At 66.8% G+C, this 13,875-nt stretch carries 13 protein-coding genes; 5 read left to right on the forward strand and 8 right to left on the reverse strand.

Annotation, left to right across the window (positions count from 1 at the left end; genetic code table 11):
- Positions 1-21: 21 nt before the first annotated feature.
- Together dprA and JFY56_RS11830 are read right to left on the reverse strand one after the other, a co-directional pair.
- Entirely contained in the window at positions 22-1,113 is a 1,092-nt protein-coding gene (gene dprA / locus JFY56_RS11825; RefSeq protein WP_208313949.1) for a DNA-processing protein DprA, read from the reverse strand.
- 224 nt (positions 1,114-1,337) lie between these two features.
- The gene (locus JFY56_RS11830; protein WP_208313950.1) at positions 1,338-2,363 is read right to left on the reverse strand and encodes a LysM peptidoglycan-binding domain-containing protein; all 1,026 of its coding nucleotides are present in this window, start codon (positions 2,361-2,363) and stop codon (positions 1,338-1,340) included.
- Between the two features lie 139 nt (positions 2,364-2,502).
- Here JFY56_RS11830 and def point away from each other — a divergent pair, with 139 nt between their 5' ends.
- The 5 genes from def (at position 2,503) to JFY56_RS11855 (ending at position 7,220) form a co-directional block, all read left to right on the forward strand.
- Positions 2,503-3,009: a peptide deformylase gene (def, locus tag JFY56_RS11835; protein WP_208313951.1), complete on the forward strand. Its 507-nt coding sequence runs from the start codon at positions 2,503-2,505 to the stop codon at positions 3,007-3,009.
- 62 nt (positions 3,010-3,071) lie between these two features.
- Entirely contained in the window at positions 3,072-4,046 is a 975-nt protein-coding gene (fmt, locus tag JFY56_RS11840; protein WP_208313952.1) for a methionyl-tRNA formyltransferase, read from the forward strand.
- On the forward strand, positions 4,043-5,353 hold the full coding sequence (rsmB, locus tag JFY56_RS11845; RefSeq protein WP_208313953.1) for a 16S rRNA (cytosine(967)-C(5))-methyltransferase RsmB: 1,311 nt from the start codon (positions 4,043-4,045) through the stop codon (positions 5,351-5,353). Before fmt ends, rsmB begins: the two co-directional genes overlap by 4 nt.
- Positions 5,354-5,407: 54 nt before the next feature.
- On the forward strand, positions 5,408-6,781 hold the full coding sequence (trkA, locus tag JFY56_RS11850) for a Trk system potassium transporter TrkA (protein ID WP_208313954.1): 1,374 nt from the start codon (positions 5,408-5,410) through the stop codon (positions 6,779-6,781).
- Positions 6,782-6,905: 124 nt separating this feature from the next.
- Positions 6,906-7,220 (forward strand): tetratricopeptide repeat protein, encoded by a 315-nt coding sequence (locus JFY56_RS11855; protein WP_208313955.1) that lies wholly within the window; start codon positions 6,906-6,908, stop codon positions 7,218-7,220.
- A gap of 197 nt (positions 7,221-7,417) precedes the next feature.
- Here the strand turns inward: JFY56_RS11855 and JFY56_RS11860 are convergent, their stop codons facing one another.
- The 6 genes from JFY56_RS11860 to JFY56_RS11885 all read right to left on the reverse strand — a co-directional run bounded on the left by JFY56_RS11860 (position 7,418) and on the right by JFY56_RS11885 (position 13,863).
- Positions 7,418-8,068, reverse strand: a complete 651-nt coding sequence (locus JFY56_RS11860; protein WP_208313956.1) for a 7-cyano-7-deazaguanine/7-aminomethyl-7-deazaguanine transporter — start codon at positions 8,066-8,068, stop codon at positions 7,418-7,420.
- Positions 8,069-8,336: 268 nt separating this feature from the next.
- Positions 8,337-10,808 carry a TonB-dependent siderophore receptor gene (locus JFY56_RS11865; protein WP_208313957.1) on the reverse strand — a complete coding sequence of 824 codons (2,472 nt, stop codon included), beginning with the start codon at positions 10,806-10,808 and terminating at the stop codon, positions 8,337-8,339.
- A 257-nt stretch (positions 10,809-11,065) separates the two neighbouring features.
- Entirely contained in the window at positions 11,066-12,019 is a 954-nt protein-coding gene (locus JFY56_RS11870; protein ID WP_208313958.1) for a FecR domain-containing protein, read from the reverse strand.
- Positions 12,016-12,513 carry a sigma-70 family RNA polymerase sigma factor gene (locus JFY56_RS11875; RefSeq protein WP_236032564.1) on the reverse strand — a complete coding sequence of 166 codons (498 nt, stop codon included), beginning with the start codon at positions 12,511-12,513 and terminating at the stop codon, positions 12,016-12,018. Before JFY56_RS11875 ends, JFY56_RS11870 begins: the two co-directional genes overlap by 4 nt.
- Positions 12,514-12,623: 110 nt before the next feature.
- Entirely contained in the window at positions 12,624-12,890 is a 267-nt protein-coding gene (locus tag JFY56_RS11880) for a PilZ domain-containing protein (RefSeq protein ID WP_208313960.1), read from the reverse strand.
- Between the two features lie 85 nt (positions 12,891-12,975).
- Positions 12,976-13,863, reverse strand: coding sequence for a lysophospholipid acyltransferase (locus JFY56_RS11885; protein ID WP_208313961.1), 888 nt, complete (start codon positions 13,861-13,863; stop codon positions 12,976-12,978).
- Positions 13,864-13,875 lie beyond the last annotated feature (12 nt).

The raw sequence follows: 13,875 nt of genomic DNA on the forward strand, positions 1-13,875 counted from the left end.
AGTGGGCGGCAGTTTACTTTTTCAGCAGGCGCGATGCATCCAGAGGCCTGCCTCGCAGGCCACCAGCCCGTCCAGCTCCAGTTCGGTGAGCGCCACCAGCACCTCCGGCAGGCTCCAGCCGCTGCCTGCCGCCAGCGCCTCGCAGCTCTGCGGGGCGGCGCGCAGCAGGTCGAGGATGGGATGCCGGACCTCGCGGGCAGCCGGCGCGGGCGCCAGGTTCTGCCAGCCGCGCAGGCTGGCCAGGATATCGTCGACGCTTTCCACCAGCGTCGCGCCCTGGCGGATCAGTTCATGGCAGCCACGGGCGCCGGGATGGTGGATCGAACCGGGAATGGCGAACACCTCGCGGCCCTGCTCGGCCGCCAGCCGCGCGGTGATCAGCGAGCCGCTGGACGGACTGGCTTCCACCACCAGCACGCCCAGCGACAGGCCGCTGATGATTCGGTTGCGCCGCGGGAAGTTTGCCGACTGCGGCGGGCAGTCCAGCGGCAGTTCGGAAACCAGCGCGCCGCCCTCGGCGACGATCCGCTGCGCCAGTCCCTTGTGCCGCTGTGGATAAATCCGCTCCAGACCGGTGCCCAGTACCGCCACCGTCCGCCCGCCGGCGTCCAGCGCGCCGAGGTGGGCGGCACCGTCGATGCCCAGCGCCAGCCCGCTGGCGATGCTGAAGCCGCCGCCGGCCAGGCTGCGGGCGAAGGCATGGGCGCAGTCCAGGCCGGGACGGCTGGCGCGGCGGCTGCCGACCATGGCCAGTTGCGGCTGTTCGAGCAGCGCGCGGGAGCCGGCGACGAACAGCAGCGGCGGGGCATCCGCCAGTTCGGCGAGCAGGGCGGGGTAGTCGGGGTCGTCCCACATCAGCAGGTGGTTCTGCGTCGCCTCCAGCCAGCGCAAGACGCGATGCGCCTGTTCCCGTACCTCGGCACTGCGCCGTTGTTCGGCGGATTCCATGCGCAATCCCAGCGAGCGCCACGCGGAGGCCGGCGCGCTCAGCGCAGCCGATGCCGAGCCGAAGGCAGCGAGCAGCTTGCGGAAGCGGCGCGGCCCCAGTTCCGGCAGGGCGTGCAGGCGCAGGCGCGCTTCCAGTTCGGCGGGTGAAATTCGTTCGGTGGACATGGCGGGCTCCTCGCAGAAGCCCCGGAATATGCCGGCCGACGTCTCGCAGCAGCTGTCAGTCCCTTCCGAAAGAGGTAAAGGTGCTTCGCGGGTTATCGGAGAACGCAGGTAGGGCGGATGCAACCCGCCAATCCGGAGGTGCCATGGCGGGTTGCACCCGGCCTGCAGATGGACCAAAGAAAAACCCGCCGAAGCGGGTTTTTCCTGAGCGGGCGGCGCTCAACTCACGGGTTGCGCACCTTGTCCTCGACCTCCAGCGAACGGTTGGCGGTCAGCACCAGGCCGTAGCTGAGGCGGTTATAGGTGCGGAAGATCATCACCAGGCCGGAGCGCTCGTCCGGAATCTTCACCAGGTCGTCGGTCACGCGGTCGCGCACCGTCTCGCCGAGCTTGTAGATCGCCAGCACGTTGCCTTCCGCCAGCCCGTCGCGCGCACCCTTGTCGATGGTGACCACATCGTACTTGCCGATCTGCGTCACGCCGCGCGGTACGTCGATGATGGTGCCGTTGATCTGGGTACTCGGCTCGCTGGGAACGAAGGTCGAGTTGACCGCGCGCTCCTCGGTGGGGAACAGGCGGTCGCCCGGGCGCACTTCCTGGGTGGTGCGGGTCAGGCTGAGGGTGGCGACGTCACCTTCCCTGGCCACCACGTTGGCGCTGCCGATATCCATGGCGTCGATGCCGAGCACCTCGTCGGTGTCCGGGTCCACGTAGACCTTGGCCTGGCGGAAGATGCCGTAGTTGCCTTCTTCGGCCAGCGAATTGCCGCGGGCGTAGGCGCGGTCGCCGGCGCCGCTGACCACCCGCTCGGAATCGCCGGCGATCACGTGGGGCGCGCTGGTGAAATCGCCGTCACTCTCGACGATGCGGTTGGACAGCAGGAAGGCGTTGATCTTTTCCAGCGGAATGGTCGGGATCGATTCGGCGATCGGCTCGCTGCGTACCCGCGGCGACAGCTTGATGGTGCCGTGGGAGGCGCCGCGGTTGAGCACCAGGCGCGGCTGGCCGTCGATGTAGACGAGGTTGAGGACGTCGCCGGGATAGATCAGGTGCGGGTTCTGGATCTGCGGATTCACATGCCAGATTTCCGGCCATTTCCACGGTTTTGTCAGGAATTTGCCGGAGATGTCCCAAAGGGTGTCGCCCTTGACCACCGTGTAGCGCTCCGGATGACCTTCCCTGAGTTGCACGGCAGCCTGCGCCACGCCGCCCGCTGCCAGCAGCAGCAGGGCGATGAGTGTTTTCCTCATGCGGTGAATCCCTTTATTATGTATACACATGAAACGCCTGGAAGCCGCCCCATTCGTGCTTTCCAGCCGCTTTTTCGATGCTGCTCATCATGTTAGCAGCCGGTTTCGACTATATCGCACAAGTGCATCACAAACGCATATGGCTATTCTGAACATTCTCGAATTCCCCGATCCGCGTCTGCGCACGATCGCCAAGCCCGTCGAGGTGGTCGATGACGCCGTGCGCCAGCTGATCGACGACATGTTCGAGACGATGTACGAAGCCCCCGGTATCGGCCTCGCCGCCACCCAGGTGAACGTGCACAAGCGCATCGTCGTCATGGATCTGTCCGAGGACAAGTCCGAGCCTCGGGTGTTCATCAACCCCGAGTTCGAATCGCTGACCGAACAGATGGATCAGTACCAGGAAGGCTGCCTGTCGGTGCCCGGCTTCTACGAGAACGTCGACCGCCCGCAGAAGGTGAAGATCAAGGCGCTGGACCGCGACGGCAAACCGTTCGAGGAAATCGCCGAAGGTCTGCTCGCAGTGTGCATCCAGCACGAATGCGACCACCTCAACGGCAAGCTGTTCGTCGACTACCTGTCCAGCCTCAAGCGCGACCGGATCAAGAAGAAGCTGGAAAAGCAGCACCGCCAGCGCGCCTGATCCCCACATTTCTAAAGGCTTGCTCCGGCAAGCCTTTTTTCTTTTAGCGAGTAGAAGCCCGCATGAGCCAAGCATTGCGCATCGTCTTCGCCGGTACCCCGGAATTCGCCGCCGAGCATCTGAAAGCCCTGCTCGACACCCCGCACCGGATCGTCGCCGTCTACACCCAGCCGGACCGCCCGGCCGGCCGCGGGCAGAAGCTGATGCCCAGCCCGGTGAAGAAGCTAGCGCTGGAACACGGCCTGCCGGTGCTGCAGCCGCCGACCCTGCGCGATCCCGCCGCCCAGGCGGAACTGGCCGCGCTCAAGCCGGACCTGATGGTGGTGGTCGCCTACGGCCTGATCCTGCCGCAGGTGGTGCTCGACATCCCGCGCCTCGGCTGCATCAACAGTCACGCCTCGCTGCTGCCGCGCTGGCGCGGCGCCGCGCCGATCCAGCGCGCGGTGGAGGCGGGCGACGCGGAAAGCGGCGTCACGGTGATGCAGATGGAAGCCGGCCTCGATACCGGGCCGATGCTGCTCAAGGTCACCACGCCGATCTCCGCCGAAGACACTGGCGGCAGCCTGCATGACCGCCTCGCCCAGATGGGCCCGCAAGCCGTGGTGCAGGCCATCGCCGGCCTGGCCGAAGGCACGCTGCAGGGCGAAGTGCAGGACGACAGCCTCGCCACCTACGCACACAAGCTGAACAAGGACGAGGCGCGCATCGACTGGTCGCGCCCGGCCGTTGAGCTGGAACGGCTGGTGCGAGCCTTCGACCCGTGGCCGACCTGCCACACCACGCTGAACGGCGAGCCGCTGAAAGTCTGGGGCGCGCAGTTGGCCGACGGCCGCGGCGAACCCGGCAGGATCCTCGACGCCAGCCGCGACGGCCTGCTGGTCGCCTGCGGTGACGGCGCGCTGCGCCTGACCCGCCTGCAACTGCCGGGCGGCAAGCCGCTGGCCTTCGCCGACCTGTTCAACAGCCGTCGCGAACAGTTCGCCGCCGGCCTGATTCTTGGTCAACAGGCTCTTGGTCCACAGGAGCCGGGCCAATGAACACCAGCCCCCGCCTCGCCGCCGCCCGCGCGCTGGCCGCCGTACTGGCCGGCCGCGCCTCGCTGGGCAGCTCGCTGCCGGCGCAACTGGAGCAGGTCGCCCCGCGCGACCGCGGCCTGACCCAGGAGCTGGCCTTCGGCGCCGCGCGCTGGCAGCCGCGTCTGTCCGCGCTCGCTGCACGCTTGCTGCAGAAGCCGTTCAAGGCCGGCGACCGCGACGTCGAGGCGCTGCTGCTGGTCGGCCTGTACCAGTTGCTCTACACGCGCATCCCGCCGCACGCCGCCATCGGCGAAACCGTGGGCTGCGCCGACAAGCTGAAGAAGGGCTGGGCCAAGGGCCTGCTCAACGCCGTGCTGCGCCGCGCGCAGCGCGAGGGCGAAGGGCTGCTGGCCGATGTCGACCGCGATCCCGCCGCGCGCCTGGCGCATCCGCGCTGGCTGCAGAAGGCGCTGAAACAGGCCTGGCCCGAGCAGTTCGAAGCGATCTGCGCGGCGAACAACGCCCATCCACCGATGATCCTGCGGGTCAACCGCCGCCACGGCACGCGCGATGACTATCTCGCCGAACTGCTGCGCGTCGGTATCGACGCCAGCGCCTGTGCCTACAGCCGCGACGGCATCCTGCTCGCCCTGCCGTGCGACGTACGCGAGCTGCCGGGCTTCGCCGAAGGCCGGGTGAGCGTGCAGGACGAGGCCGCGCAACTGGCCGCCGACCTGCTCGAACTGGCCCCCGGCCAACGCGTGCTGGACGCCTGCTGCGCGCCCGGCGGCAAGACCTGCCACCTGCTGGAAGCCGAACCGGCACTGGCCGGGGTGGTCGCCGTCGACCTGGAAGAATCGCGCCTGGTCCGCGTGCGCGAGAACCTTGAGCGGCTGAATCTGAACGCCCAGCTGATCGCCGCCGACGCCCGCGACACCGCCGCCTGGTGGGACGGCAAGCCGTTCCAGCGCATCCTCCTCGACGCCCCGTGCTCGGCCACCGGGGTGATCCGCCGCCATCCGGACATCAAGCTGACCCGCACCGCCGACGACATCGCCGCGCTGGCGCAATTGCAGGGCGAACTGCTCGACGCGCTGTGGCCGACGCTGGAAGTGGGCGGTGTACTGGTCTACGCGACCTGCTCGGTGATGCCGCAGGAAAACACCGGCACCCTCGACGCCTTCCTCGCCCGTACGCCAGGCGCGCGCGAACTGGATCTGGCCGGCCCCTGGGGCATCAAGCAGCCGCACGGCCGCCAGTTGCTGCCGCAGGATGACGGACACGACGGTTTTTACTACGCGAAATTGATCAAGATTTCTGCACGCTAGCGTCGCCGCGCGATAATTGTCGGCACCAGCCTGAATCGGGAAACCCGCGCTTCCATGAAAATCATCATCCTCGGTGCCGGCCAGGTCGGCGGCACACTGGCAGAACACCTCGCCAGCGAAGCCAACGACATCACCGTGGTCGACACCGATGGCGAGCGCCTGCGCGACCTCGGCGACCGCCTGGACATCCGCACCGTGCACGGCAAGGCCTCGTACCCCACGGTGCTGCGCCAGGCCGGCGCCGACGATGCCGACATGCTGGTGGCGGTGACCAACAGCGACGAGGTGAATATGATCGCCTGCCAGGTCGCCTACACCCTGTTCAACACGCCGACGCGCATCGCCCGGGTGCGCGAGGCGGCCTACCTGACCCGCGCCGGCCTGTTCGACAACGAGGCCATCCCGGTCGACGTGCTGATCAGCCCCGAGCAGGTGGTCACCAACTACATCAAGCGCCTGATCGAGTATCCCGGCTCACTGCAGGTGATCGACTTCGCCGACGGCAAGGCCCAGCTGGTCGGCATCCGCGCCTACTACGGCGGCCCGCTGGTCGGCCAGGAACTGCGGCAGATCCGCGAGCACATGCCCAACGCCGATACCCGCGTGGCGGCGATCTACCGGCGCAACCGGCCGATCATCCCCAAGGGCGACACCCTGATCGAGGCCGACGACGAAGTGTTCTTCATCGCCGCCAAGGCCCACATCCGCGGGGTGATGGGCGAGATGCGCCGGCTGGAGGACAGCTACAAGCGGATCATCATCGCCGGCGGCGGCAACATCGGCGAACGCCTCGCCGAGGCCATCGAGAACCGCTACCAGGTGAAGATCATCGAGCGCAATCCGGCGCGCTGCCGGCACCTCTCGGAAACCCTGGACAACAGCATCGTCCTCCAGGGCAGCGCCTCCGACCGCGACCTGCTGGTGGAGGAGAACATCGGCGACGCCGACCTGTTCCTCGCCCTGACCAACGACGACGAGGCGAACATCATGTCCTCGCTGCTGGCCAAGCGGCTCGGCGCGCGCAAGGTGATGACCCTCATCAACAACCCGGCCTACGTCGACCTGGTGCAGGGCGGCGACATCGACATCGCCATCAGCCCGCAGCTGGCCACCATCGGCACCCTGCTGACCCACGTGCGCCGCGGCGACGTGGAGAGCGTGCACTCGCTGCGGCGCGGCGCGGCGGAGGCCATCGAGGTGATCGCCCACGGCGACTCCAAGTCGAGCAAGGTCATCGGCCGCCCGCTCAGCGAGGTAAACCTGCCGCCGGGCACCACCATCGGCGCGGTGATCCGCGGCGACGACGTGCTGATCGCGCACAGTGAGACGGTCGTCGAGTCGGGCGACCACGTGATCCTCTTCGTGGTCGACAAGCGCCGCATCCGCGAGGTGGAGAAGCTGTTCCAGGCGGGGCTGACGTTCTTCTAGGTTGGAGTCGGTGGGGGCGTCGACAGTGCGTAGGTTGGCGCTGAACGCAGTGAAGCCCAACATTTGCCATCGCCCCTCCATAGTTGGGCTTCGCGGGCTCAGCGCCAACCTACGGGAGACTTACATGCTTGAAGGTTTGGAAAAGATGCTCGCCAAGGGTGTGGATAACCCGCTGCTGCGCTTTGGCCTGGGCAAGGGTTACCTGGATGCCGGCGATGCAGCGCGGGCTGTCGAGCACCTGCGCCGCTGCGTAGAGCAGGACCCGAAGTATTCCGCCGCCTGGAAGCTGCTGGGCAAGGCACTGCAAGCCAGCGGCGACCCCAACGGCGCCCGCCAGGCCTGGACCGACGGCATCGCCGCGGCGCAGGCGCATGGGGACAAGCAGGCGGAGAAGGAGATGACGGTGTTTCTGCGCAAGCTGGACAAGGGCAGAAGCTGAACCGTAGGGCGGGTGCAACCCGCCACCGCGAAACGGCGGGTTGCACCCGCCCTACAGTTACGACGGACGCCTCGGCGTAGGGTGGACGTCGTTTTTCACGTCCACCATCCCAGCTCCGCTCCCTCAGAGCACCTCCACCGCCACCGCATCCACCGCCGCCCTGGCGCTCGACACGATCTCGTCCGCTTCCGCACGAATCAGGCGAGGGCGGGGCGGGCGGTCAGGCGTTTGAGTATCGCGTTCAGCAGCACGCCATAAAGCGGCACGAAGAGGATCAGGCTGACCGCCAGCTTGACGCCGTAGTCCACCGTGGCGATCTCCACCCAGTGCTCGGCCATGAACGGGTTGTCGCTGCGCCAGAAGGCGATGGAGAAGAAGGCGAAGGTATCCAGCAGATTGCCGGCGATGGTCGAGACCACCGGGGCGATCCACCATTGGGCGAGCTTGCGCAGGCGGTCGAAAACCTGGATATCGAGGATCTGCCCGAGGGCGTAGGCGAGGAAGCTGGCCAGCGAGATGCGCGCAACGAAGGTGTTGAACTCCGCCAGCGCGCCGACGCCACGGAAGGCGCCTTCCTGGAACAGCACCGAGACCACGTAGGACACCGCCAGCACCGGCAGCATGACCCGGGCGATCACCAGCCGCGCCGGCCCCTTGCCGAGCAGGCGTACGGTGAGGTCGGTGGCGAGGAAGATGAACGGGAAGCTGAACGCACCCCAGGTGGTCTGCCAGCCGAACAGGGTCATGGGCAACTGCACCAGGTAGTTGCTGGCGATGATGATGAGGATGTGGAAGGCGATCAGGCCGGCGAGTGCGCCGCGCCGTGCCGCCGGGGAAAAGGCTGACATGCGATGTCCTTTTTGCGTGATGGGGTGAGGGAACCCATGCCAACGGGATGCCGGGCGGCGCGCATTCTAGCGGAGAACGGACCTGGAAGTCAGGTTTATTGTGCGTTTTTTGTTCAGCACGGCTGCGATCCTGCAGGAGCCAGGCAGTACCGTAGGGTGGAAATCGCGAAGCATTTCCACCGGTTCGTAGCCGTAGGTTGGCGCTGAACGCAGTGAAGCCCAACACCGGCAATGTTGGGCTTCGCAAGCTCAGCGCCAACCTACATATTCAGAAGCGGTACTGGCCGGTCAGCAGGACGTTGCGCGGTTCGCCGTAGTAGCCGCCGTAGAAGGTGGTATCCAGCGCGCTGAAGTACTTCTTGTCGAACAGGTTGTTGACGTTGACGGTCGCGCTCAGTTGCTCGGTGAACTGGTAGCGGCTCATCAGGTCGACCACTGTGTACTGCTCCTGCTTGGCCTTGGCGGTGATGCCGCCCAGGTCGAACGGTGCCTCGGTGAAGTGGATGCCGCTCTGCCAGCGGGCGCCGCCGCCGACGGTCAGCTGGTTCCACTCGCCGGGCAGGCGGTAGGTGGTCCACAGCTTGACCATCTCCGCCGGCGCCACGGTGTTGATCCGCTCGCCCTCGGCATCCTTGGTGACGCTGTGGCTGTAGCTGGCGATGAGGTTCCAGCCCGGCATCAGCTCACCGCTCGCCTCCAGGTCGTAGCCCTTGGTCTTGGCGCCCTGCACCGCACGGAAGGCCGGCTCGTCGATGGTCCCGGGGACGATCTGGCCGGGATCTGCCTCGGCGAGGTTGTCCTGCTTGGTCTCGTAGTAGGCCACGGCGGTGTTCAGCAGGCCGCCGAAGAACTCGCTCTTCAGGCCGACTTCGTAGCTGTCGCCTTCAAGTGGCTCCAGCGTCGAACCACTGGCGTCGCGCTCGCTCTGCGGGCGGAAGATGCTGGTGTAGCTGGCATACACCGAATGCTGTTCGGTGAGGTCGTAGACCACGCCGGCGTAGGGCGTGAACTGGCCGCTTTCCTTCAGGCGGGTGGTGCTGCTGAAGGGCTGGAAGTCCGGCACCACGAAGTCCAGCGAGGATTTTTCCTTATAGTCGCTGACTCGCCCGCCGAGGATCACCGACAGCTCGTCGGTGGGCTTCAGGCGGGTGGCGAGGTAGACGCCGTGCTGATAGATCAGGGTGTCGTTGTCCATCAGCTTGCCCTGGGAGATGGGCTTCGGCGTGTCGTTGTTCCAGGTGTAGATGTTCACCTCGCGCCCTTCGAGATCGTCGAGGTCGGGGTCGTTGTGGTCGTCGAACCTGGACCAGTTGTAGCCCAGCACCAGTTCGTGCTGACGGCCGAACAGCTGGAACGGGCCCTGGGCCATCAGGTCGACGCCGGTCTGCTTCTGCCAGCCGCTGCCGTTGCCGCCGAACAGGCGCACGCCGTCGCCGGTCTCGCGGTCGGGAAAGCCCCAGCTCGCCGAGGCCAGGGTGTAGTCGCGCTTGCTGTACATCTGGTTGACCGCCAGCTTCAGCGTCCAGTCGTCGAACAGGCGCTGCTCCAGCGAGTAGAAGGTGTTCACGGTGTCCTGGTCGCGATGGCTCCAGCGCGCGGCCGGGTTGAACGAGCGTGAGAAGTCGGTCTGCGAGCCGTCGCTGTAGAAGATCGGGAAGCTGCCGTAGGAGACGCCCTGCGGCGCGTACTTCTGGTAGTCGACGCCGAGGGTGAGCAGGGTGCTGTCGGTGAGGTCGGCTTCGATGATGCCGTAGTAGACCTGCTTTTCCTGCTCGTAGTAATCGACGTAGCTGTTGTTGGTCTGGTAGGCGCCGACGGCGCGGCCGCGCAGCTTGCCGCTGTCGTTGAGCGGGCCGGAGACATCCACCTCGGTGCGGTACAGGTCCCAGGAGCCGAGGCCGCCGCTGACGTAGCCCTGGAAGCTGTCGGTGGGACGCTTGCGCACCAGGTTGACGGTGCCGGACGGATCGCCGGCGCCGGTGAGCAGGCCGCTGGCGCCGCGCAGCACTTCCACGCGGTCGTAGATCGCCATGTCCGCCAGGCTCTGCGGGGTGGCAGTGGTGCCGGGCATCAGGGTGGTGGGGATGCCGTCGAACTGGAAGCTTTCGATCGCATAGCCGCGCGACCAGATGTTGAAGCGTTCGCTGTCGTAGTGCTGCACGGACAGGCCGGGAGTCTGTTCGAGCACGGCGGTGAGGCTGTTGAGGCCCTGGTCTTCCATGCGCTGGCGGGTCATCACGCTGACCGTCTGCGGCGTCTCGCGCAGCGACAGGTTCAGCTTGGTCGAGTTGCTGGTCGAGCCGACCGTGTAGGAGTCGGTGCTTTCGCTGGGCACGTTGGCGGCCAGCCCGGAGACGGTGGTGGCTTCCATTTCCAGCAGCGACGCGCGCGGCGCCAGCACCAGGGTGTAGCTGCCGTCGGCCTCGCGGCTGGCCTGCAGGCCGCTGCCGCGCAGCAGGCGGTCCAGCGCCTCGTCCGTGGTGTAGCTGCCCTGCAGACCCGCGCTGCGCTTGCCGGCGGTCAGCCCGGCGTCCACCGAGAGCAGCACGCCGGACTCGCTGGCGAAGCGGTTGAGCGCCTGGTCGAGGCTGCCGGCCGGAATGGCGTACTGGCGCTGCTGGCTGGCCGCGCTGGCGGCCTGGGAGGGGAGGGGGGCGAGCAGCAGCGGCGCGCTGCCCAGCAGGCCGGCGAACACGGCAAGGGCAAGGCGCGTGGGACGGGTGGTCGGTGCGTGGGGCATTCCGGAAGGTCCTCTTGAGAATGCTTCGAGTTGATCGTTCAAGAGGTATCCCGGACGAGTCGGGGAAACCGACAGTGCTTTGGAAAGATTTTTTTGATGGTGGAATACCCACCTTTCCGCCCGCGACGATCCCTGTAGGAGCCAGCTTGCTGGCGATCAACGGCGCCCACCGGCCACACCATTGCCTGATTGATGCTCCGGATCGCCAGCAAGCTGGCTCCTACACGAAAGCCCACCTCGGGCGACAATCCTCGGAGTCAGGCGCGGTGTTCCACTGTCACCCAGTAGCGCGTCCGATAGCTCACCCGCACCGGCAGCGAACGCTCCAGGGCGGCGAGGATACGGTCGGTGTCGGCCAGCGGGAATACGCCGGTGAGCAGCAGTTCGGCCGCATCGTCGGAGCAGCGCAGCAGGCCGGGGCGATGGCGCGCCAGTTCGGCGAGGAACTGCCCCAGCGGTTGCCGCTCGGCGACCAGCCGGCCTTCGCTCCAGGCGCAGGCGTTGGCGTCGGCAGTCTGCAGCAGGCCAAGGCGGTCGGCGTCGAACCACAGCCGCTGTCCCGCCTTCAGCCGGGTGCCGCTGACATGGCGCGGGCGGATTTCCACTTCGCCCTGGTAGAGGTCGACGCGGCTGCCGCCGTCCAGCTCGCGCACGGCGAAGCGGGTGCCGAGGGCCTGGATATCGCCGGCAGCGGTCTCGACGATCAGCGGGCGCACCGGATCCTGTCCGCTGCGCAGGAGGATTTCCCCGGAGAGCAGGCGGATACGGCGTTCGAGGGCGCCGAAACGAATATCCACCGCGGTGCCGCTGTTCAGGTCCAGCAGGCTGCCGTCGTCCAGGCGCAGGTGACGGCGGTCGCCCTTGGCGGTGCGCTGGTCGGCGAAGGTTTCCCGCCACGGCAGCTCGGTCGACAGGTAGCCGCTGGCGCCAACCGCCAGCATCCATCCGGTCAGCTTGAGGAACTGCCGACGACGCTGGTCCGGCTGCTCGCTGAGCACCGCCCGTGCGGTCGCCGCGGGCACGCCGGCGAGGGTGCCCTGCAGGTGCTGCAGGCGTTGCCAGACGCGGCGATGTTCCGGGTCGGCGGCATGCCAGGCGTGGAACGCCTTGCGCTGCACGGCGTCCATTTCGCCGCTCCAGTGCAGCATCAGCCATTCGCTGGCCTGTTCGACGACGGCCGGGGGCACTGGCATTTCATGCTTGGCGTTCATGCGTCGTAGAGCACCTGGTAGCAGCTCTGGATGGCGCGGATCATGTACTTCTGCACCGAGCTGACGCTGACCTGCAGGCGCTCGGCGATCTGCCCGTAGCCGAGCCCTTCGAACTGCGACATGAGGAAGGCGGCGCGTACCCTGGCCGGCATGCGGTCGAGCATGGCGTCGATCTGCATCAGGGTTTCCAGGATCATCGCGCGCTCTTCCAGCGACGGGGATTCCGGCTCGGGCAGGTGGGCGATGCTGTCCAGGTAGGCGCGCTCGATGCGCTGCCGGCGCCACTGGTCGATGACCAGGTTGCGGGCGATCTGCACCAGGTAGCTGCGGCCTTCCTGCTGGCCGGGCATGCGGCCGGAAACCAGCAGGCGGAGAAAGGTGTCGTGGGCGATGTCGGCGGCATGTTCGCGGTCGCCGAGACGCTGACGCAGCCAGCCTTTCAGCCAGCCGTGATGATCGACGTAGAGCTGCCGCAGAATATCCTTCGCGCCCATCGAAGCCTGCATGGTCCACCGCCACAATTGATAAGAATTATCATTTACCCCATTGGCGGGGGACTATACGGGCGGCGGTTGCCTGCGGCAAGAGCGAATCGGGCGCTGCTTCAGCCTTTGTCGACGAAGCGCAATCCGGCGCCTTCGGCGTCGGTGCGGGTGACCTCCATCTCCAGCACCGGCGCTTCCACCGGCAGGTCCTGTATCTGCCCTCTGACGCGGGTGCCGATGGCCAGGCTGGCGAGGTTGGGATTGTGGACATAGACCCCGCCTTCGGAGAGGTCGCGGGTCTGGCCGATCAGTACGCCGGAGCTCGGGTGGCTGATGCTGATCCGGCATATCATCGAGGTGCGTGGGTACTTGCGCTGATTGGCCATGGCGGAGCTCGTTCAACAGTCGGCTATGTCGAGGATATCGGCAGGCGGCGGCCTCCCTGAAGGGCCGCACGCCTCGGGGAAGGAATCAGTACCAGCGAGCCTCGCCTTCCGGGCGCTTCTTGAAGCGCTTCATGGTCCACATGTACTGGCTGGGCCAAGTGCGCACATAGCGCTCGACGACCTTGCTCATGGCCGCCACCGAGGTCTTCGCGTCGGTGCTGTACATTTCCTCCGGCGCCGCTTCGAAGATCACCTTGAAACCGGAACCGTCCTCCAGGCGCAGCGAGTGGATGAACACACCCTGGGCCTTTCCGCCAGCGAGCATGCCGGCGACGAACTTGCTGGTCAGCGCCTGGGTGCCGCAGAAGGGCACGAAGAAACCGGCACTTTCGGAAGGCTCCGGATCGGCCGGAATACCCACGGCACCACCCCGGCGAACCTCCTTGATGACGCTGAGGATGCCTTCCTTGGTCGACGGCGCGACACGGTTGCCGAGCTGCACGCGCTGCTTCTGCAACAGTTCGTCCACCGCCTTCAGCTTCGGCGGGCGGTAGAAGATGATCGGCTTGCACAGGCTGCAGTAGTAGTGGTTGAGCACTTCCCAGTTGCCCAGGTGACTGGTGATGCCCACCACACCCTTGCCGGAAGCCAGTGCAGCGTGGATCACGTCCAGACCCTCGACCTCGCGGATCAGGTCGATGGAACGCTGGGCCGGCCAGATCCATGCGCAGGCGCTTTCGGTGAAGGTCCGGCCGGTGTCCATCAGCGTGCGCCGCAGCAGATCGTCGAGTGCGGCTTCGTCCAGCTCGGGGAAGCACTTGCTCAGATTGATCCGCGCCACCTCGCGGGAACGGTTCGGCACCTTCCACATCATCCAGCCGATCGCCGCACCGGTCTTCTGCACCGCCCGCCACGGCAGCAGGGCGAACAGGCGCAATGCGCCGACTACCACTGCACCTTTGAACTTCTCCACGGAAATTCCCCC

This window comes from Pseudomonas schmalbachii (assembly GCF_017589465.1).
Taxonomy (GTDB): domain Bacteria; phylum Pseudomonadota; class Gammaproteobacteria; order Pseudomonadales; family Pseudomonadaceae; genus Pseudomonas; species Pseudomonas schmalbachii.